At 42.6% G+C, this 22,082-nt stretch carries 17 protein-coding genes; 14 read left to right on the forward strand and 3 right to left on the reverse strand.

Features of this window, described 5'->3' with window-relative positions; translation table 11 throughout:
* Positions 1-2 precede the first annotated feature (2 nt).
* From JIG41_RS00860 to JIG41_RS00875, 4 genes are all read left to right on the forward strand, one after another.
* Positions 3-1,325: a TolC family protein gene (locus JIG41_RS00860; protein ID WP_199524117.1), complete on the forward strand. Its 1,323-nt coding sequence runs from the start codon at positions 3-5 to the stop codon at positions 1,323-1,325.
* A complete protein-coding gene (locus JIG41_RS00865) occupies positions 1,318-2,772 on the forward strand; it encodes an efflux RND transporter periplasmic adaptor subunit (protein ID WP_199524118.1) in 1,455 nt (484 codons plus the stop codon). Before JIG41_RS00860 ends, JIG41_RS00865 begins: the two co-directional genes overlap by 8 nt.
* The gene (locus JIG41_RS00870; RefSeq protein WP_199524119.1) at positions 2,769-5,873 is read left to right on the forward strand and encodes an efflux RND transporter permease subunit; all 3,105 of its coding nucleotides are present in this window, start codon (positions 2,769-2,771) and stop codon (positions 5,871-5,873) included. Before JIG41_RS00865 ends, JIG41_RS00870 begins: the two co-directional genes overlap by 4 nt.
* Before the next feature lie 142 nt (positions 5,874-6,015).
* Complete coding sequence (locus tag JIG41_RS00875; protein ID WP_036973319.1) at positions 6,016-6,471, forward strand: hypothetical protein; 456 nt, start codon at positions 6,016-6,018, stop codon at positions 6,469-6,471.
* Positions 6,472-6,681: 210 nt separating this feature from the next.
* Here the strand turns inward: JIG41_RS00875 and ppx are convergent, their stop codons facing one another.
* From ppx to JIG41_RS00890, 3 genes are all read right to left on the reverse strand, one after another.
* Positions 6,682-8,169: an exopolyphosphatase gene (gene ppx, locus JIG41_RS00880; RefSeq protein ID WP_075594512.1), complete on the reverse strand. Its 1,488-nt coding sequence runs from the start codon at positions 8,167-8,169 to the stop codon at positions 6,682-6,684.
* Positions 8,162-10,249, reverse strand: coding sequence for a polyphosphate kinase 1 (ppk1, locus tag JIG41_RS00885; protein WP_199524120.1), 2,088 nt, complete (start codon positions 10,247-10,249; stop codon positions 8,162-8,164). Before ppk1 ends, ppx begins: the two co-directional genes overlap by 8 nt.
* Positions 10,250-10,375: 126 nt before the next feature.
* Positions 10,376-10,882, reverse strand: coding sequence for a glycine cleavage system protein R (locus tag JIG41_RS00890; RefSeq protein ID WP_036973316.1), 507 nt, complete (start codon positions 10,880-10,882; stop codon positions 10,376-10,378).
* A gap of 346 nt (positions 10,883-11,228) precedes the next feature.
* Between JIG41_RS00890 and JIG41_RS00895 the strand changes: the two genes are divergently transcribed.
* The 10 genes from JIG41_RS00895 to JIG41_RS00940 all read left to right on the forward strand — a co-directional run bounded on the left by JIG41_RS00895 (position 11,229) and on the right by JIG41_RS00940 (position 22,055).
* Entirely contained in the window at positions 11,229-13,463 is a 2,235-nt protein-coding gene (locus tag JIG41_RS00895; protein ID WP_065979566.1) for an ABC transporter permease subunit, read from the forward strand.
* A 15-nt stretch (positions 13,464-13,478) separates the two neighbouring features.
* Positions 13,479-15,128: a phosphate ABC transporter permease PstA gene (gene pstA, locus JIG41_RS00900; RefSeq protein WP_036973315.1), complete on the forward strand. Its 1,650-nt coding sequence runs from the start codon at positions 13,479-13,481 to the stop codon at positions 15,126-15,128.
* Positions 15,129-15,154: 26 nt separating this feature from the next.
* A complete protein-coding gene (gene pstB / locus JIG41_RS00905; RefSeq protein WP_036973314.1) occupies positions 15,155-15,982 on the forward strand; it encodes a phosphate ABC transporter ATP-binding protein PstB in 828 nt (275 codons plus the stop codon).
* Between the two features lie 47 nt (positions 15,983-16,029).
* The gene (gene phoU, locus JIG41_RS00910; RefSeq protein WP_199524121.1) at positions 16,030-16,731 is read left to right on the forward strand and encodes a phosphate signaling complex protein PhoU; all 702 of its coding nucleotides are present in this window, start codon (positions 16,030-16,032) and stop codon (positions 16,729-16,731) included.
* 150 nt (positions 16,732-16,881) lie between these two features.
* Entirely contained in the window at positions 16,882-17,559 is a 678-nt protein-coding gene (locus tag JIG41_RS00915; protein ID WP_036973312.1) for a TIGR00153 family protein, read from the forward strand.
* Between the two features lie 42 nt (positions 17,560-17,601).
* Positions 17,602-18,870 carry an inorganic phosphate transporter gene (locus tag JIG41_RS00920; protein WP_036973311.1) on the forward strand — a complete coding sequence of 423 codons (1,269 nt, stop codon included), beginning with the start codon at positions 17,602-17,604 and terminating at the stop codon, positions 18,868-18,870.
* 84 nt (positions 18,871-18,954) lie between these two features.
* Complete coding sequence (locus tag JIG41_RS00925) at positions 18,955-19,881, forward strand: hydrogen peroxide-inducible genes activator (RefSeq protein WP_036973310.1); 927 nt, start codon at positions 18,955-18,957, stop codon at positions 19,879-19,881.
* Positions 19,882-20,004: 123 nt separating this feature from the next.
* Positions 20,005-20,547, forward strand: a complete 543-nt coding sequence (locus tag JIG41_RS00930; RefSeq protein WP_075594509.1) for an RNA polymerase sigma factor — start codon at positions 20,005-20,007, stop codon at positions 20,545-20,547.
* Positions 20,540-21,139 carry a hypothetical protein gene (locus tag JIG41_RS00935; protein ID WP_199524122.1) on the forward strand — a complete coding sequence of 200 codons (600 nt, stop codon included), beginning with the start codon at positions 20,540-20,542 and terminating at the stop codon, positions 21,137-21,139. The genes JIG41_RS00930 and JIG41_RS00935 overlap by 8 nt, the downstream gene beginning before the upstream one ends.
* A 1-nt stretch (position 21,140) precedes the next feature.
* On the forward strand, positions 21,141-22,055 hold the full coding sequence (locus JIG41_RS00940) for a hypothetical protein (RefSeq protein ID WP_036973307.1): 915 nt from the start codon (positions 21,141-21,143) through the stop codon (positions 22,053-22,055).
* Positions 22,056-22,082: the final 27 nt, after the last annotated feature.

Genomic DNA, 22,082 nt, shown 5'->3' on the forward strand with positions numbered 1-22,082 from the left:
TGATGACTCACAGCAAATTTTTAAAGGCATTTTGCCTTGGTGTATTAGTAACGACTTCCAGTATGGTTCAGTCTAATCCATTGACACTGAATGGCGTGGTTGAATACGCACTGACGCATGAGCCTTGGCTACAAGCAAACAAATATCAGCAAGAGGCAATTGAAGCGCAAAGTATTGCCGCAGGCACCTTGCCAGACCCTGTTCTGACGGTAGGGCTAATGAATTTACCGACGGATGGTTTTGCCTTTGACCAAGAGGGTATGACGCAATTCAAAGTGGGTTTATCACAACAGTTTAGCCGCGGTGATAGCTTGGCATTACAGCAGCAAGCGTTAAGGCAATCGGCCGAGCAATACCCATGGCAACGTGCTGACCGACAAGCGCAAGTAAAGGCTATTGTTACTGAAGCATGGTTAAATGCCTACCGAGCTCAGCAAAGTATCCAATTAATTAACCGAGATAAAGCGCTATTCAACCAATTGATTGATATCACAGAAGCAAGCTATGCAAATTCTTTAGGGACTACGCGCCAGCAAGATATCATTCGTGCTCAGTTAGAGCTTACACGCTTAGAAGATAAATTGGTGATGCTTGAGCAGCAATTCGATAGTGCGAAAAAGCGCTTAGCACAGTGGTTGCCAATTGACATGCTAAGTGGTCCTGTCAGCAGTGATAATGGTGATGTGGCGACTTTAATGCCATACCAAAATATGCAACCAACAGGCGTGACCGAAGTGCTTATGGGGCATCCTGCTGTTGTGGCTATTGAGCATGCCTTACGTGCAAAAAGCACACAAATCGAAGTGGCAAAAGAAGCCTATAAGCCACAGTTTGGTATGAATGTTGGCTATGGTTATCGTGATGATACGCCGATGGGAAGTTCGCGCGCCGATTTATTCTCGATAGGGGTCAGTGTTGATTTACCATTATTTACAGATAACCGCCAAGATCAGCAAGTCAATGCGGCTATTGCAAATGCTGAAGCAGTTAAAACCACAAAGCTAATCACGTTACAAAAACTGCAAGGTCAATACTTTAAAGAGCTTAGCCAGTTAAGTCGCCTAGCCCAACGTCGAGCGCTTTATGTCGAGCAGCTTTTACCACAAATGGCAGAGCAAGCCGAAGCCACATTAAATGCATATACCAATGATGATGGGGACTTTTCAGAAGTCATGCGTGCTCGCATCAGTGAGCTAAATGCAAAAATAGATGCCCTAAATATCGATATCGACACACAAATTACGCTGGCACGTTTAAATTATTACGCAGCAGCAAAAGACAGCCAAATTAATGCAGCACACAGCCAAGGAGCACATCATGAATAATACCGTTAAATTAGGAGTGGCTTTGGCAGTGGGTGCCGCTTTGGCAACCGTAGTAAATCAGCTTTCTACTGCTGATCATTCCGCTATGCCAAGTGCAGAAAAGAAACCTCTGTATTGGGTTGCTCCCATGGATAGCAACTACCGACGTGATGAGCCAGGATTGTCGCCAATGGGCATGGAGTTAGTCCCTGTATATGAAGAAAACAGCGCCGAAGACAGCCCCGGAACAGTTAGAATATCACCTGCCGTTGTCAACAATTTAGGTGTTAGAACCGCACCGGTACGTTTTAAGTCACTGCAAACTACCGTTGATACCGTGGGCTACGTGCAATACGACCAAGATCAATTAGTGCATATTCATCCACGTGTTGAAGGCTGGATTGAAACGCTGTTCGTGAAAGCTGCGGGTGATCAAGTAAAGCAAGGTGAACCCCTCTATACCTTGTATTCTCCACAGTTGGTGAATGCGCAAGAAGAGTTATTACTTGCCCTAAAGCGAAATAATAGTGTGCTTATTCGTGCTGCCAAAGCGCGTTTGGCCTCATTAAATGTATCGAATGATTTTATTGAGCGCTTAGAGCAAAGTCAGAAGGTCAGACAAAACATCACCTTTTATGCCAAGCAAAGTGGTGTACTGGATGAGCTAAACATTCGAGAAGGCTTTTATGTGAAGCCCGGCACAACCATGATGAGTATTGCTCACCTTGAAGAAGTATGGGTTGAAGCTGAAGTGTTCGAGCGCCAAGCTGGGCTTATCAGTAAAGGTTTGCCTGTAACAATGACCTTAGATTATTTACCGGGCCGTCAATGGCAAGGCAAGGTTGATTATATTTATCCTACCCTCGATGAGAAAAACCGGACATTACGTGTGCGCCTCCGGTTTGTGAATGATGAGGGCTTATTAAAACCGAATATGTTTGCTGAGGTTAGTATTACGACTAAGCCAACAGAGCCACAGATAGTGATAGCGAAAGAGGCGGTGATCCGCACAGGTAGCCAAGACCGAGTGGTGGTTGATTTAGGTGAAGGGCGCTTTAAGTCCGTCGCTGTGACCATTGGGCGCAGTGATAATCACGACATTGAAATTTTATCAGGCTTACTAAAAGACGATAACGTAGTGACATCAGCGCAATTCTTGATTGACTCCGAATCAAGCAAAAGCTCTGACTTTATGCGTATGCAAGAGCCTGATAGCGAGAGTGCCATGGTCAATGGGGTGATCAACAGTATTGATCGCAAAGCCAGAACCGCGGTGATCAGCCGTGAAGCAATTCCAAAATGGGGCCGTGAGGCGGCAACCGTGGAGTTTCATTTTTCGCCGCGTATCGATTTATCACACCTACAGCCTAATGACGAAGTACATTTCACGTTTAAGCTGGTAGAGGGTGAATTTATGATTTTTGACATCATGACCTTAAGCCATCTAATGCAAGGAGAGATGAAATGATTGCAGCAGTCATTCGCTGGTCAGTCGGTAATCGTTTCTTTGTATTACTGCTGTCCGTCATGCTGGCAGGCTTTGGCATTTTTTCTTTGAAGAATACGCCAGTTGATGCGCTACCTGATTTATCTGACATACAGGTCATCGTTAAAACATCCTACCCCGGGCAAGCGCCACAAGTCGTGCAAGACCAAGTAACGTTTCCAATGACCACCGCTATGCTCTCGGTACCAGGGGCACAAACGGTCAGAGGCTTTTCATTTTTTGGCGATTCGTATGTTTACGTCATATTTAATGAAGACACCGATTTATACTGGGCACGCAGTCGGGTGCAAGAGTATTTAAGTCAAGTGAGTGCTCGCTTACCCGAGTCGGCTCGACCAGAGCTTGGTCCCGATGCAACAGGGGTCGGTTGGATTTACCTTTATGCATTAGTTGATAAAACAGGAAAGCACGATATTAGTCAGCTACGTAGCTTACAAGATTGGTTTTTAAAGTTTGAATTGCAAACTGTACCAGGGGTGTCAGAAGTTGCATCGGTCGGTGGCATGGTTAAGCAATACCAAGTCAATGTAGACCCCGATAAACTGCGTGCTTATGGCATTCCCCTGAGCCTGATTCAAACAGCAATTAAGCAAGGTAACCAAGAGCGAGGTGCCTCTGTTGTTGAAATGGCCGAAGCGGAATACATGGTATCAAGCACCGGTTATATTAAAAGTGTGGCTGATTTAGAGGCTATCCCGTTGGGGACTAATGCCAACGGCACACCGCTGCAGCTTCGCGATGTTGCCGATATAAAATTAGGGCCGCAAATGCGCCGCGGTATTGCTGAGCTTAATGGTGAAGGCGAAGTGGCTGGGGGCGTTGTTGTGATGCGCTTTGGTGAAAATGCACAAGCCACAATTAAACAGGTTAAAGAAAAGCTAGACTCTTTGAAAAAAGGCTTACCCGAGGGCGTTGAAATTGTGCCTGTCTATGACCGCTCTAACTTAATCACCAAAGCGCTGGATAATTTGACCTCAAAACTGATTGAAGAATTGATCGTTGTAGCCTTGGTGTGTGTGGTGTTCTTGTTTCACATTCGGTCATCAATTGTGGCAATTATTACTTTACCAATGGGCATATTAACCGCATTTGTGGTTATGTATTGGCAAGGTATTAATGCCAATATCATGTCACTTGGGGGAATTGCGATTGCGATTGGCGCGATGACGGATGGCGCGATTGTTATGATCGAAAACATGCACAAGCACATGGAAAAAACCCCACTTACTGACGAAAACCGTTGGCAAGTGGTGATGGACTCGGCTTCAGAAGTGGGCCCTGCATTATTCTTTAGTTTATTAATTATTACTGTCAGCTTTATGCCGGTGTTTATTCTTGAAGCACAAGAAGGGCGTATGTTCTCTCCGCTTGCTTACACCAAGACCTATGCCATGGCAGCCTCCGCTGGTTTAGCAATAACCTTAGTGCCGGTGTTAATGGGTTACTTTATTCGCGGAAAAGTTATTTCTGAGCAAAAGAACCCAGTCAACCGTTTACTTGTGGCAAGTTATAAACCGTTATTAAATGCGGTTCTTAAAGCCCCAAAAACCACGCTAGTGATGGCTATCATTTTGGCTGTAGTCGGTTTTTATCCGGTTAATAAGATTGGCAGTGAGTTTATTCCTCCGCTTGATGAGGGGGATTTAATGTATATGCCCACAACCTATCCGGGTATTTCAATCGGTAAGGCCCGAGAACTCTTACAACAGACCGATAAACTCATAGCCAGTGTGCCAGAAGTCGAGAGTGTCTTTGGTAAAGTGGGGCGGGCTGAAACAGCCACTGATCCCGCGCCACTCACCATGATTGAAACCTTTATTCAGCTTAAGCCTAAATCACAATGGCGTGAGGGAATGACAACCGAAAAGCTTAAAAAAGAGCTTGATAGCTTAGTGAAGTTCCCCGGCTTAACGAATGCGTGGGTTATGCCGATTAAAACGCGTATCGATATGCTTGCCACCGGTATTAAAACGCCAGTGGGTATTAAAGTGGCGGGCCCTAAGCTGAGTGAAATACAGAAAATTGGTGAGCAAATTGAAGTGATATTAAAAGACTTACCGGGTACTGCGTCTGTGTATTCAGAGCGAGTAGCGGGTGGGCGCTATATTAAAGTGGATATCAATCGCGACAAGGCTGCGCGTTATGGTCTTAACATTGCCGATGTACAACAGGTTGTGGCGACTGCAATTGGTGGTATGAATGTAACCGAAACGGTTGAAGGACAAGAGCGATACCCGGTTAATTTACGTTATCCACAAGATTACCGTGATTCGCCAGAAGAGCTCAAGCTGCTGCCTATTGTCACTGCAAGTGGGCAGCGAATTGCACTGGCTGATGTGGCTGATGTCTTTATCGAAGACGGTCCTCCGGGGATAAAGAGCGAAAATGCGCGAATCAATGGCTGGAGTTTAATTGATATTGAAGGCAGTGATATCGGCAGCTATGTTGAGCGTGCCCAAAAGGCACTGCATGAGCAGCTAGAGTTGCCTGCTGGCTACTCAATTACGTGGGCAGGTCAATACGAGTACATGGAGCGCGCTAAAGCTAAATTGAGTTATGTGCTACCGCTAACGCTCGCTATCATTGTGGTGCTGTTATACCTTAACTTTAGAAGCTTTATTGAAGTGGCGATGATCATGCTAACACTTCCTCTGGCGATGATTGGTGGTATTTGGCTGATGTATATCGAAGGTTTCAACTTCTCTGTTGCTGTCGGGGTTGGTTTTATTGCGCTTGCAGGGGTTGCCGTAGAAATAGGGGTGATCATGCTGGTGTATCTTAACCAAGCTTATCTCGAGGCTAAACAGCAAGCAGAGCACTTTGGTGTCGTTGAACTTCGCCAAGCAATCATCAATGGTGCAGGATTAAGGGTTAGACCTGTGATGATGACCGTAGCCACTATTATAATTGGTTTGTTACCGGTGCTTTACGGTACTGGCACCGGCAGTGAGGTAATGAGCCGAATTGCTGCGCCTATGGTCGGTGGGATGTTCAGTGCCGTGGTACTGACCTTACTGGTGCTACCTGCTTTGTATTTTATCTGGCGTAAACGAGACCTATAAATTTTACAGCCAGTGTGTAACTTGTACGCTCTTTTTGCGTACAGGTTACACATAACACAGTTTATTTATTGATTTAAAAGAGTTTTTAATCTGGATTGATTTATGCATTTATTTATTAAATTGACTTTAATAAGGAATGCACATGCAAGTTAAAACAATACAACAGGTTTATGATTGGACCGTTTTATTTCACACCCAAATGGCGGCCAACTTCCATAGTGTAAAAGACTTATTGGATGAACATAATCAAATGCTGGTGGAGTATTATCTCAACTATGAGAAAAAGCTCGCCGAAGATTTGGTTGGCTTTAAAGCCATTACCGAAATAAACACCCTTGATACTTACTGCTATGAATATTTTGCAGACAACCCTGAACTGATCACATTCAGTGACATCAGCACTGATCAGCAAATAGACGAAACAGCCATTCAAGTTTACCTATCAACTCAACATAAAAAGGTGATCGATTTATACGAGTACCTTGTTTCGCGAGCAGAAACCCAAGACACGATTGAAAAGCTTGAGCGCTTACTCGAACTTGAGCATCAAGGCTTAAAGCAAATGATGCAAAGTGCTAATCGTCATAGGGATATGTAATACCATTAATCCGCAATAATACTTAATCATTTTGGGTGATTAAACCAGTTGCTACCTGCGTTAAAAATGTCTGATTTACGACTGCATGGATGCAGAGCAATGCAATGCAAGAGCAATGGCCGAGAACAACTAAATAACGACATTTTAGCCTTGTTATCAACGCGGTTTTATTGCCTCAAAATAGACCACTAATTAAGCAGAGCGGTATCATTAATGAAAATCGAGCAAAAAGCCGACTTTTTTAAGGTATTTTTGTTCTTGCTGTAAATCGGCCAAAAGCAAAGTATGTTCCTTCAGCCACGTGTCGTTGAATTTTAAGAACATGCTATTTTGCTTGGCCGTTACCGTTAACGACACGCCTTGATCTGGTGTGCGTTTTTGATTTAAAAGCACGGCAAGACGCAAAATCACGATCAGCTGTAAAATTTGATGGTGTTGCACTGTGTGTAAAGTGGGAAATTGGTCTAAACGAATCTTTTTACGGTAAAAGCGGATCATACAGCTGAGTAGCGTTTGCTGTTGCTGTGTAAAGCCCGGAAGCTGACTATTTGCCACAATATAAGCACTGTGTTTATGTAAACCAGATGAGTTTATGCCCAGCCCTATTTCATGTAACTGTGCCGCCCAATTAAGTAAATTTAAAAAATCGGGATGGCTGAGCTGCCAAGGTGTTTTAACGTGTTCAAAAAACCATTCAGCGGTGCTAGATACGCGGTTTGCGTGTTCTTTGTCGATGGTATTGCGATCGCTTAAATTATGAATGGTATTGGTGCGAATATCTTTGTGTGCGAGTTTTTGCTGCATTTCATGCAAGAGCCCTTCACGCAGTGAAAAGTCACTGTATTGCATCGCATCGATGTCGAAAAGCGTAAAGAGTGCAATTAAAATCGCGAGCCCACCACAAATACTCTCTTGTCGCTCAGGTGTTAAACCTTCAATGTGTAAATTTTGAATCTGTTTAGCGGCAATAAATTGCGTTTTAAGCTCATGCAGTCTTTCAAGAGTAATCAGCTCTTGCTCTGCGTCATTTGCATTAATCATTGCCAAAATTGATTTTATTGTACCCGATGTCCCCACGACAGATTGCCAACCTGTGTTGATGTAGTTCGCAAAGATAACTTCAAGCTCTTGCTCTGCGCGTATTTGTGCTTTCGCGAAGCGTTTGGCATTAATTTGTCCATCAGCAAAAAACTGCTTTGTATAGCTGACACACCCCATGTTTCGGCTTGAAAGTAAGCGATGCTTAAAGTGTTTACCGATAATTAATTCGGTGCTTCCACCGCCGATATCAATGACTAAGCGATTATTATCATGATGAATGTAATGTGCGACGCCTTGGTATATCAAGCGCGCTTCTTCTTGTCCTGAAATGACCTCAATCGGGTATGGAAAAACGTCACTGGCTTGGGTTAAAAACGAGTGAATGTTTTTGGCACGTCTTAGTGTATACGTGGCGGCAACTTTAACGTTCTCAAGTGGAAAGTCCTGTAATGTGGCTGCAAACTGCTTAAGGATAGCTAAAGCGCGTTCGATTGCCGCTTGGCTCAAATGATTTTTATCATCTAAGCCATCTGCTAAATAAACCCGCTGCTTTTCTTTATGGAGTATTTGCAAAGAGCCATCGACTTCTCTTGCGACCACTAAATGAAAACTGTTTGAGCCTAAATCTACTGCAGCAATTGAAGGATAATCATTCATTATTATAGTTACTTTCCCATTTCTTTAAGTGATCGTAGATGGCAATTTGCGAGCGAATTTTCTTGCGATTACCTCGGCGAACATAGTGATTTTTCTGCTCACTGTCGATCAAACGTGCTTTAGTTCGGTCTTTAAACTGTAGCTCAAGAATATCAATAATGAGTTGCTTAAGTTTTGCATCAAAAATAGGAACGGCCACTTCGACACGATGGTCTAAATTTCGGGTCATCCAATCGGCAGAGGAAATATAGACTTTTTCATCACCATTGTTATGGAACACCATCACTCTGGGATGTTCTAAAAATCGGTCAACAATGCTTATGATACGAATATTGTCATGCGCACTGGTGGTTGTAGGGACTAATGAGCACATACCGCGAACGATAATACGTATTTTAACACCGCGTCTTGCAGCAAAATAAAGGTGATCGACAAGCTGCTTATCAACTAAATTATTCACTTTTAAGGTAATACGGCCCTGTTTTCCACGCTCTACGAGGGCGATTTCATCATCAATGAGCGCCATAATTGTTTCGCGCGCATTGACAGGCGAAATCATTAAATGTTCAAAATGAAAAGGTCGGTAGCTACTTTCAATAAATTTGAACACGCTGTCACACTCTTCTGTGATCCCCTCGTGTTTGGTGAATAAGCTAAAGTCGGTATAAATTTTTGCGGTTTTTTCATGGAAATTCCCCGTCCCAATGTGAGCATACTTCACGACGGTGTTTTTTTCTTTACGGTGAATAACGCACAATTTACTGTGCACTTTTAATGCGGGAATACCAAAAATAACTTTAACCCCAGCATTACTCAGCGTTTTCGCCCACTCAATATTATTTTGCTCGTCAAAGCGCGCCTTTAACTCAACCATAACTGTGACATGCTTGCCATTTTTTGCAGCATTAATCAGCGTTGACACTAAGCGCGATTGGCTCGCAACGCGATATATATTTACTTTAATTTGCGTAACATCAGGGTCAAACGCAGCTTGGCGGACAAACTCTAATAAATGATTAAAGGTGTGATAGGGGTAGTAGAGTAAAATATCGTGTGCTGAAATCGCGTCAAACACACTTGAAAACTGATTAAATGCAGCACTTTTTAACGCCAGCAATGGTTTATTTTCTAAGTATTGGCGACCCACATTCGGAAAGGCGATAAAGTCTCTAAAATTGCGATAGCGTCCTGCAGGAATAAGCGCATCATGTTGGCTTATATTGAGGCGTTTTTTCATGACACTGAGCATGTCATCGGGCATGCTTTCATCATAAACAAGGCGTACAGGCTCTGCATAAATCCGCTGTTTTAGCCCCTTCGACATTTTATCGAGCAACCCTTCTTCAAGTTCATCATCTAGATTGTACTCAGCATCACGGGTTAATTTAATTGCATAGCACTGAATATCATCAAAACTAAAAAAGCTGCTAAACACATCGCGAATAAAATAAGCGATGATGTCATCCAGCATCACAATGGTTTTATGGCGACGGGTTTTCTCTGGCGGCAAAATAATAAAACGCGGCACTCGGTCGGTAGGGACTTCAAGCATTGCGTAATGGCTTTTTTGCGTACTCATTTCGACAAAAAAGTAGGTCATTGTGTCGTTAATTTGATCGGAGTAGTCTTTTTTCTCTGTGATCAAAATAGGCAAAATATGTTGCAATACACTGTCGTGAAAGAATTTTTCTAGCCAGTTTAAATGAAATTCGCTTAACTTTTCGGGTAATTCAACATGAATATTGTGCTCATTTAAGTCGGCTAAAATATCCTTATGAATTTGATTAAATTTCTTACCCAGTTGCAGTACTTTTTTTTGTATTTGCTGTAACAGTATTTCGTCTTCTTCAAAATTCGCATCAGGCAGTTTGTTAAGTAGAATACGACGCTTAACATCGGCGACACGCACACGGAAAAATTCGTCCATGTTGTTTGAATAAATCCCTAAAAAGCGCATTCGTTCGATGATTGGGTTCGACTTGTCTTTTGCTTCTTGCAGTACGCGCTCATTAAAAGACAGCCAACTAAGCTCTTTGGCAAAGTAAGTGACGGCGTGTGAAGAGGAGTGACTTGCGTTCATCTGTTTTTCCAACGTTTCTGGCTAGTTAGAATATAGAGGATGCAGATGACGGTTATGTGACATACGTGTCACTAATGTGACACGTCGTTAGGTATCAAGGGTTATTTGTGCCCTTATAGTCGTTGATTAAGCATCTTCTATATCAACAATAAGATCGGTGGTAATCGATTCAAGCGCACTGATGACTTCGTCTTTGTTCATCCCCACTGGTAGCGCAACGGTGGCCACCGCGCTAAAAATAGGCACTCCCCAATTTGGCGCACTCTGTTGTTTTGAATTGAGATGCGTAATGTTAGCGCCTTTGTGGCGAATGACACTGGCAAGCTCTTGCACGATGCCTGGTCTATCGTTACCGGTGATCACAAAATTAATTTCTTCAGAAGGCACGTCAGGTAAGGTATCAGTGCCGCGCTCAATCCTTACCTCTAAATGCGGTAAGCTGTGCAGCGCATCTTGCAATTCTTGCAAGTGTTCTTCAGGAACTGCGGCTTCAATAATGCCCGCAAAATGACCCGCTAAATGACTTAAGTTACTGGTTAACCAATTGCCATGATGGCTTAAAATCGTGGCTGAAATGTCTTCGACGAGGCCCGGTTTATCGGGACCTAAAATAGTAATTACTAACTGCTTCATATTTAATTCTCTATAAAAAGCCTCTGAAAAATGCAAAAAAGGAAGGAGGCGTTGGGTTAAGATGATTCTTATTATTGAAAAAAATAAGTCACATTGAGTATTAATGCTGATTTAACGTTTGTCCAATTTTTTCCATAGAGTAATAAAAAATTAGCGATAACAAATTGTTAGCTTAATTCCTTTGGCATTCTTAGAGTATTGTTTTTGGTAGTATTTTGGTCATGTTTTAGGGATAAACCCCGTATCTAAAATACCTGTTTTATTACACTGAAATATGACGTTTGTAACAATACTGTCATCTTGGTGAAATATAATGCGCCCAACGTTAAGATTTAAGGGTGTTTTGATGACTTCCAATCCGAATAAACCGACCTTTCATACGGATAGAAGCCGTCTATTTAAAGATCGGTTTGCCAAGTGGGGTATTTCCGCAGGTGGTGTAATGGTGCTTGTCGCGCTGTTACTAATTTTCTTTTACCTTCTTTATGTTGTTCAACCTATTTTTGAATCAGCAAAAGTAGAGACACGTAACAGTGTCAAACTACAAAATGCGTCAGAAATTGTTGGGCTCGGTATTGAAGAACAAACCGAAGTTGCCTTTTTACTAGGCGAAAAAGGCACGGTTGATTTTTACAATGTTGAAAAACAACACTTCGGTAAAAAAATCACCACTCTTAACACTGAACTCCCCAGTGATGTAAGCAGTTTTGCAAGCTCTGCTCCTTTTCAAGGGCAATACGCTTATGGCCTTGAAAACGGGTCTGTTATGGTTGTGGTACCGAAGTTTTTGGTCACATTCCCTAACAATGAGCGTCAATTAACGCCTCGTTTAGATTACCCTCTGGGTAAAGTGGCGTTAGAAGTTGATGAGCAAGGCGCTGCCATTAAGAAGTTTGCATTTAGCCATTACGAAGATAAAACCGCGGTGGTTGCGTTAACTGCGGATAAACGTGTTTTATTTAGCAGCTTTTTAGCTGAAGAGAACATGTTCACTGGCGAAGTTGAATGGAGCGTTGAGCGCACAGAGCTTGATATTGATGGCCGTGTTGATGAGTTATTAATGTCGCCAGATACGACGCGCACCTTTATTCGCTCAGCTAACCAAATTTATGTTTACGATACGCGCTATCCGTCTGAGGTAGAGCTTATTCAAGTACTTGCTGCAAACGAAGAAAACGCAAACCTTGTTTCTACGCAATTACTTGCTGGTGCAAACTCATTGATGCTTGCCAATGATAATGGCGAAGTTTCGCAGTGGTTTGAGGTGAATACCGACGAAGGCCGTGAGTTTCAAAAAATTCGCGCGTTTGAAACCAGTAAACAATCAAAGTTAAGTATTTTCACTGAATTCTATCGCCGCACTTTCTTTACTGCGGGTGCCAATGGCGAACTAGGCATTTACTACACCACCAGTGAAGCAAAGCTGTGGCAAGGTAAAGTCAGTGACGGCCCAATTGATAATTTCGCAATTGCGCCGCGTTCAAATGCTGCACTTATTCTTGCTGATGATGCATTGAAAGTGATTGAAATCCATAATGAGCACCCAGAAGTAACGTGGTCTGCATTATGGCAAGAGGTTTGGTACGAAGGTTACCCTGAACCTGCATACATTTGGCAGTCAACTTCAGCGAGTGATGATTTTGAGTCTAAATTTTCGTTAGTGCCAATTTCATTCGGTACCATTAAAGCCGCACTATACGCGATGTTATTTGCGGTACCAATTGCCTTATCTGCGGCTATCTACACCGCATACTTCATGTCGAGTGAGCTGCGTAAAGTCGTAAAGCCAACCGTTGAAATCATGGAAGCGTTACCGACCGTTATTTTGGGTTTCTTAGCTGGTCTTTGGTTAGCGCCGTTAATTGAAGAGCATTTACCAGCGATTGTGGGCTTACTGCTGTTACTACCGATTGGTATCTTACTGACTGCATTTGGTTGGAATAAGCTGCCAGCTTCTATTCGTCACCGTGTGCCTGAAGGTTCGCACTCAATCTTATTGATTCCGGTTGTGCTGTTTATTGGTTGGTTGTCATTTGCGATGAGTGGCACAATTGAATCATGGGTATTCGATGGTAATGTTCGTCAGTACCTCACCAATGAATTAGGCATGACATTCGACCAACGTAACTCGCTCGTTGTCGGTATTGCGATGGGCTTTGCGGTTATCCCCACTATTTTCTCGATTGCAGAAGATGCGGTGTTCAGTGTTCCTAAACATTTATCGAATGGTTCACTGGCACTCGGTGCAACACAATGGCAAACACTGGTACGTGTGGTTCTTCTTACTGCAAGCCCAGGTATTTTCTCAGCAGTGATGATGGGTCTTGGCCGTGCAGTGGGTGAAACAATGATTGTACTTATGGCAACAGGTAACACGCCTATTATGGACTGGAGTATTTTCCAAGGTATGCGAACACTTGCAGCGAATATCGCGGTTGAAATGCCAGAGTCAGAAGTAGGCAGCTCGCATTATCGCATTCTATTCTTAGCAGCGTTTGTACTATTCATATTCACATTTATTTTCAACACAGTGGCTGAGTTTGTTCGTCAGCAACTGCGTGATAAATACAGTTCAATGTAGGTGGAGAGACACGACATGGTAAAGCAGTGGTTTAAGTCTGGTTCTCCTTGGATTTGGATGACCGGTGGTGCGGTGAGCATCAGTTTAATCTCAGTTCTTGGTTTGTTAGCCATGATAGCTTGGAAAGGTTTAAGCTTTTTCTGGCCATCAGAAGTTATTCAACTTGAGTTACAAGGCTCAGTTGCAAAACAAACTGTGATTGGTGAAGTTTATGATCGTGAGCTCGTTGCAAAGTCACGTATTGAGGCAACAGGCGTTGATTTATCTCATTACGACAAAGAGCAGTTAGAACGTTTATTAATTAAAACCGGTAACCGTGAATACGTTGATTTAGATTTCCGTTGGGTATTAGAAACCGATATCAAATCACGCACAGCGCCGGCTGAACTTGCCGTATTTGAGCGCAGTAAAAATGGTAATTTTTACGGCTATGTTGACCAAGTTATTAAAGACGGCGAAGTTATCACAGAGAACAAAATAGACGTACTCTATGATCTTGTTGAGCGTGCTGTTGAGTTAAATGACCAAGCACTTGATCTGCAAAATGGCGACATTGGTCACATTAATTACGAACTTGAGCGCTTACGTTTAAAAGAAAAAGCGTATCAGCTTGATAATGAACTTACCGATGAACGTGTTGCAGAGCTGGCCGCTGCCCGTGCTGAGCTACGTGAAGAATACTCGGTACTTGAAAAACAACTTTTTGCGCTACGCAAAGAAGCAAAGCGTGACCAAGTTACCGTAAAAGATATGCGCGGTGAGGTTGTTACATTACCACTTTATCAAGTGCTTGATGTGTGGTTCCCAAATGACATGGGGTTCTTTGCTAAGTTAGGTCATTACTTTGTACAGCTAGGTAAGTTTGTGTCAGACGATCCGCGCGAAGCAAACACCGAAGGGGGTGTATTCCCTGCGATTTTCGGTACCGTGTTCATGGTATTACTGATGGCCGTTATTGTGACGCCATTTGGTGTGGTTGCGGCAATTTATTTGCACGAATATGCAGCCAAAAATGCTGTCACGAAGATGATTCGCATCGCCGTTATCAACCTTGCGGGTGTACCGTCTATTGTTTACGGTGTATTTGGTCTGGGTTTCTTCGTTTACATGTTGGGTGGCAGTATTGACCAATTATTTTACCCTGAATCATCGCCAAGCCCCGTTTTTGGTACGCCAGGTGTGATATGGTCGGCATTGACCCTTGCGATTTTAACCTTACCTGTGGTTATCGTTTCAACAGAAGAAGGTTTATCACGTATTCCAAGTACTGTTCGCCACGGTTCATTAGCACTGGGTGCGACAAAAGCTGAAACCTTATGGCGTATTATTATTCCAATGGCCAGCCCAGCGATTATGACTGGATTAATTTTAGCGGTTGCACGTGCCGCGGGCGAGGTTGCGCCACTTATGTTAGTGGGTGTGGTTAAAATGGCGCCTACATTGCCACTAGACGGCAACTTCCCATACGTACATTTAGATAGAAAATTTATGCACTTAGGTTTCCACATTTATGATGTTGGTTTCCAAAGCCCGAACGTAGAAGCGGCGCGTCCGCTGGTATATGCCACGGCATTCTTACTGGTTTCAGTAATTATCGCCCTGAATATCACCGCGATTGGTATTCGTAACCATTTACGCGAAAAGTTTAGAGCTCTAGAGCATTAATACAGAATTTTTATAGGTAGACAGAGATGATTACAGTTGCACCACACGTAAACCAAGCGAAAAGCGCGGCAAAACTAGACTTAGAGAATCTAACCGCAGAGCAAACTGCGTTAGAGATTAAAGATTTAGATCTATACTACGGTGATAAACAAGCGCTTAGCGGCGTGAATATGAAGATTCCCAAAGGTCAGGTAACAGCGTTTATCGGCCCATCGGGGTGTGGTAAATCGACGCTGCTTCGTTGTATTAACCGGATGAATGATTTAGTTGATAGCTGTCGTATCACCGGTGAAATTTTACTACATGGTCATAACATCTACGATAAAAGTGTCGATGTTGCCGCACTGCGTCGTAATGTTGGTATGGTATTCCAACGTCCGAATCCATTTCCAAAATCAATCTACGAAAATGTTGTTTATGGCCTACGCTTACAAGGAATTAAAGAAAAGCGTAAATTAGACGAAGTCGTTGAGCAATCTTTACGTGGTGCTGCATTGTGGGATGAAGTAAAAGATCGTCTTCACGATAGTGCATTTGGCCTATCAGGTGGTCAGCAGCAACGTCTTGTGATTGCGCGATCAATTGCGATTGAGCCAGAAGTGCTCTTGTTAGATGAGCCAACATCGGCACTTGATCCAATTTCTACATTAGTTATTGAAGAGCTCATTAACGACTTAAAGAATAAGTTTACCGTGGTTATTGTTACTCATAACATGCAACAAGCCGCGCGTGTATCAGACCAAACAGCGTTTATGTACATGGGCGAATTGATAGAGTATTCAGATACCAACACCTTATTTACGACACCAAGTAAAAAGAAAACAGAAGATTACATCACTGGCCGCTACGGCTAGTCGAATAAAACACTTGGTAACGTAAACGAATTTTATAGAGGTAGACAATGGAACATAATATTAATAAGCATATTTCAGGTCGCTTTAATGAAGAGCTTGAAAATGTTCGTAACCATGTACTTAGCATGGGTGGCTTAGTTGAGCAGCAGTTAAATAGTGCGCTTGATGCGGTTAGTAAAGGTGATGCAGAATTGGCGCAAAAAGTCCGTGAAAACGACTACAAAGTAAACGCCATGGAAGTCAATATTGACGAAGAATGCACACGCATTATTGCACGTCGTCAGCCTGCTGCCAGTGATTTACGTTTAGTTATTGCGATTGCGAAAACAATCGCCGACTTAGAGCGCATTGGTGACGAAGCAGAGCGCATTGCAAAAGTGGCGCTTGATTCATTTACCAAAGACCAACAAGATCTTCTTGTTAATATTGAAAATATGGGTCGCCAAGTGTCGAAGATGCTTCATGATGTTCTTGATGCATTTGCCCGTATGGATGTGCAATGTGCCTTCGAAGTTCACAAAGAAGATGCAAAAGTTGACCGTGAATATGAAGCAATTACGCGTCAAATTATGACATATATGATGGAAGATCCACGCTCAATCCCTAAAATTATGGATTTAGTGTGGTCAGTTCGTTCACTTGAGCGTATTGGCGACCGTTGTCAGAATATCGCAGAATACATTATCTATTTTGTGAACGGTAAAGATATTCGTCATACATCTCAAGAAGATATCGAAAAGTCGCTGTAAATTTTTAAGCACTTTTCATTTTTAAACCGAGCGGCTTTAGGCCGCTTTGTCTATTATTGGTGATGTCAGGCAGAAAAAGCGTTCAAAATCGTACACAATGCTGTAAAATTCGAACCTGCCAAAGCATACTAATTTTATAAAGGGTCAGTTATGCCTACAAATGCATTTTTAGGGGTTTTTGCTAAATCTCCTATTAAGCCTATGGAAGATCACATTAAGAAAGTACATCAAGCAAGCAAAGCCTTGATCCCTTTCTTTAATCACGTTTTTAAAGAAGAATGGAAAGAAGCGGAGGAAATCCGTCTAAACATTCGTAATTTAGAACGTGAAGCGGATGACATGAAACGTAACATTCGCCTTCAACTACCGCGCGGCTTATTTATGCCAGTTGAGCGTACCGATTTGTTAGAGCTTGTTACCCAACAAGACAAAATTGCTAATAAAGCAAAAGACATTGCAGGTCGTGTAATTGGTCGAGAAATGACGATTCCGGTAGAAATTCAAGAAGATTTTCTTGCTTATGTAACACGTTGTGTTGATGCGACAAAACAAGCATCAAAAGCAATTAACGAGTTAGATGAGCTACTTGAAACGGGCTTCAAAGGTCGCGAAGTGACTTTAGTAGAAAAAATGCTCGTTGAATTGGATGCAATCGAACAAGACACGGATGACATGCAAATCAAAATACGCCGTCAATTGCGCGCCGTTGAAAATGAACTAAACCCAATTGATGTGATGTTCTTGTACAAGATCATTGAGTGGGTCGGCGATCTAGCTGATATTGCAGAGCGCGTAGGTTCTCGTCTTGAGCTGATGTTAGCTCGTTAATTTAAAATCAGTTCAAATACGAAAAATTAAAGGTTTCACACAATGGATATCATTGCAAATTACGGCACTTTTTTAGTTTTAATTGCCGCAGCAGTCGGTTTCTTCATGGCTTATGGTATTGGTGCAAATGACGTTGCCAATGCGATGGGTACATCAGTAGGTTCAAAAGCACTTACTATCAAACAAGCAATAATTATTGCGATGGTGTTTGAATTCGCAGGTGCTTACCTTGCCGGTGGTGAGGTTACATCAACTATTCGTAAAGGAATTATCGACGCCACGCCATTTATTGATATACCTGAGCTTATGATCTTAGGCATGATTGCCGCGTTATTTGCTGCAGGTAGCTGGCTATTAATCGCCTCTTTCCTTGGCTGGCCGGTATCGACTACTCACTCAATTATCGGTGCGATTATTGGTTTTGCTTTAGTGGCTGTTGGCAGCGAAGCAATCCAATGGAATAAAGTACTGGGCATTGTGGGGAGTTGGATTGTAACACCTGCAATTTCGGGCTTTATTGCTTACCTTATCTTTATGAGTGCACAAAAGCTTATTTTTGATACCGATGCTCCACTTAAAAACGCTAAGCGCTTTGTCCCTGTGTATATGGGTCTAGCGGGCTTCATTATGTCTTTAGTTACGATTAAGAAAGGCTTGAAGCACATTGGTATTAACCTAGGCGCTGTTGAGGGTTACGCACTTTCTATCGCGATCGCTGTCGTGGTTGGTATTATTGGTAAGTTTGCTATTTCACGCTTAAAAATTGATCCTAAAGCTGACAAGAAAATGCAATTTAATAACGTTGAAAAAGTGTTCGCGGTATTAATGGTATTAACAGCTTGTTGTATGGCATTCGCCCATGGTTCGAACGATGTTGCAAACGCGATTGGTCCACTAGCTGCTGTTGTAAACATTGTTGAGCACAACGGTGAAATTGCTAAGAAAGCCGCTATCGCATGGTGGATTCTACCACTGGGTGGTTTGGGTATTGTTGCTGGCCTTGCTATTTTAGGTAAGAAAGTAATCAAAACAATCGGTGAAGGTATTACTCACTTAACGCCTAGCCGTGGTTTCGCTGCTGAGCTAGCTGCTGCATCAACGGTTGTTATTGCATCAGGCACGGGTTTACCAATCTCTACAACACAAACGCTTGTAGGTGCTGTATTAGGTGTTGGTATGGCGCGTGGTATCGCAGCGCTTAACATGGGTGTTGTAAGAAACATTGTAGTTTCTTGGGTAATTACATTGCCAGTTGGCGCAGCCCTTGCTATTGTTATTTTCTACGTACTGAGAACAGCCTTCGGCGTTTAAAAAGTACTAACAGACTTTTAGCTTGAAAAGATCTCAATGCCCTAGGTATTGGGGTCTTTTTATTTGCAGGTAGTAAAAAAGAGTATGAATAACTTACCCAGTATTAAACAACTACAATATTTACTCGCCGTTCATCAGCACCAACACTTTGGTCGTGCCGCAAGTGCCTGCTTTATTGGTCAGTCCACGTTAAGCAGTGCGATTCAAAATTTAGAAGAAACCTTAGGTTGTCAGCTTATCGAGCGTGAAAATCGCAGCTTAATGTTTACTGCCATTGGGGAAGAGGTCGTAGAGAAAGCACGTAAAATAATAGACGATACGCTAAGTTTGAAAGAACTCACCAAAAGCTTTTTAACCCCGTTAAGTGGTAAGTTAACCTTAGGCGTGATCCCTACCATCGCCAGCTTTATCGCGGCGCCGTTGTATCACTTTTGCAAGCAAACATTTACCGAGCTTGAGTTAGTACTTGTTGAAGATACCAGTGAAAAGTTACTGGATAAGCTTGAACACGGGCAAATTGATATCGCGTTGCTTGCGTTGCCGTTCGATACCGAAAAGTTTCACACCCAAGTGCTCGCTAAAGACCACTTTAGCTTAGTTCACCATAAAGATTATATGCCAGCGAAAGGTGTCGAAGACTTTAACTTGTTGCCCGATGCCAGTGTGTTTTTGCTAGAGCGAGAGCACTGTATGACAGGCCATGCCTTAAGTGCTTGTCATTTAAATCGCTCAAGTTGCATTAACCCGTTTGAAGCGGCCAGCTTACATACGTTACTGAGCATGGTTGAGCATCAACTGGGCGTTACTTTTTTACCGCAAATGGCGATTAACGCGGGCATTCTAGAGAAAAAAGACATGGTGGCAACGCCATCACAAAGCGACGCATACCGAGATATTGGTATTGTGTGGCGTAAAACCACCGGGCGAATCCGCGATTTTAGGCTGTTTAGTCAACAGTTAGAGCTGTTTCTTGCCAAGCAATGCAGCTTACATACCCAATCAGCAGAATAAATTGCAGCCCCAAATAAAAATTTGGGGTTTTTTATTATTAAAGCAAACTATTTTTTTCCTTCCCTCGACTAACTTTATACATTACCCCTTTTTACGATAGATAAATAACATGACGAGGCTACCGTGTTTTTTCAATCACTCGACACATTAATTGCCAAGGCGCAACAAGGCAATAAACGGGCATGGTTGAAATTAGTGAAGCAATATGAAACGCAGGTCTATAACTATTGTTTGCGAATGTTGAGTCACCCTGATGATGCAATGGACTTAATGCAAGAAGTGTTTATTTCTGTGTATAAGAGTTTGCCTAGCTTTCGAGGAGATTGCAGCTTTAATACTTGGCTTTACCAAATCGTGCATAGACGAAGTGTTGAGTATTATCGTCGCCGTAAGCACCACCAAAGCCTAGATGCTTTACCCGAAGAAGCCTGTGAGCGTAGTGAAATAGAAGCGAATCAACAGCAATCTCAACAGCATAATGAGCTTAAAAGTATGATGAACAATTTGCCGTGGGAGCAGCGTTTGGTTGTAGAGTTAAAGTTTTTTCAGCATTGCACATTTGAGGAAATTGCAGAGCAGTTAGGTATTTCAACTAATACTGCTAAATCAAGATTATACAGTGCGTTAGGTAAGTTAAAAGTGCATTTGGAGGCAGTAGATGGCTAATTTAGAGTCGTTATTTACAGCATGGCTAGAAGGTGAAAGCTTAACGGAAGAGCAAATTAGGTTGCTCGAAAGTAATCCTGACTATGCCTTGATGATGGAAAATGCGACAAAGTGGCAGCAGCATAGTCTTAACTATCAACAGTTACCAGTACCTGACTGGGATCGTGGTTCTTGTATGCCACAAACGCAAAAGCAGGCTGTGTATTTTGGTTCTGGTTTATGGGCGATGGCTGCGTCTATCGCATTGTGTGCCTGGTTATTAATAACCAGCCCAGAACAAACAGACTCACAGTTGCTTGAGCAAGTGGCTAAGCAAACTCGTTTATTAGAGTCACAACAAAAACAAATAGATCAATTGCAAAACATGCTAACAGCACAAAATGACATACAGCAACAGCATATGTATCAGCTAGCGAAAGAAGCGATTAAAACGGGTCGTGTAGAGCGACAAGAAGATATTGCCAGTGTGCTTGCTTATATCAAAACGCAGCGCGCCCAAGACCAAGCATACTTGCGTATGCAATTAAATGATTTAGCAGAGCAAGTGGATGGCCGACCTATGCCAACCGTTGCCAACAACGTGGAGTATTAAAATGCCAAAGAACATGATAGCCAGTGCGGTGTTATTGCTATGTGGTGTAGCAACAGTGAACCCTGTGTTTGCACAAAGTAGTGATGAGTTAGATAAAATTCAACGTGAAGTGGGAATTATGGAAAAAATTCTTACGGCTGCTTTAAAGCAAGATACGGATAACAAAGTGAGCAACGTGTCAGCAAGTTATTTACAGCACCAAGGTGTGGTGTTTAGTTTTGACGTGCGGGGGTCGCGATGGTCAACTATTTTTGCATCGGTGCCTGATGCTCCTTTGCCACCTATGCCAGATATTAATTTTGATGAAATAAGCGACATTGAGATTCTTGGTGACCATGTGCAGGTGATAAGCGACGCTGTGGTCGTTAAAACGCAAGAAGCGTATCAGCACGCGATGGAAATGATGCGTGAAAGTGCAGAGCAAGTCCGTGAAGTGGCTGAGCAAGAGCGTGATATTAGCCGTGAAATTCGTGATCTTGAACGCGAAAAACGTGATATTGAATTTGAGCGTCGTCATGATAAGGAAGCTGAAAATCAAGCACTTGAGCAACGTAAAAAAGAGTTACAAGCCTCTATTAAAGAGCTTGAAAAAGAGCAACAAACGCTGTCATTGAAGCAGCAAAGGTTACGCAAACAACTTGCAGAGAAAAAGCAAGCGCGCGCAAAAGAGCAGCAGCAGAAAATGATGGCTCTAACAAACAGTGTGAATAACAGTATTGCATTATCGTTGTGTGATTATGGCAGTGGTTTACGAAGCTTACCCGACAATGAGCACGTCAGTGTTGTTATTAGTGGACTCGATCAGAGCAAAAAGGATCACATTAAAGTGTTTAAAAAAGCAGATATTAAACAGTGTGTAGTGGGGAATATTAAATCGTCGCAACTACTCGAACGTGCATCAAGCTATGTGTTTTAAATGATTGATTTCCCAACCAAAAAAGCA

It is taken from the genome of Pseudoalteromonas sp. bablab_jr011, assembly GCF_016464045.1.
In the GTDB taxonomy this organism is placed as follows: Bacteria; Pseudomonadota; Gammaproteobacteria; order Enterobacterales; family Alteromonadaceae; genus Pseudoalteromonas; species Pseudoalteromonas lipolytica.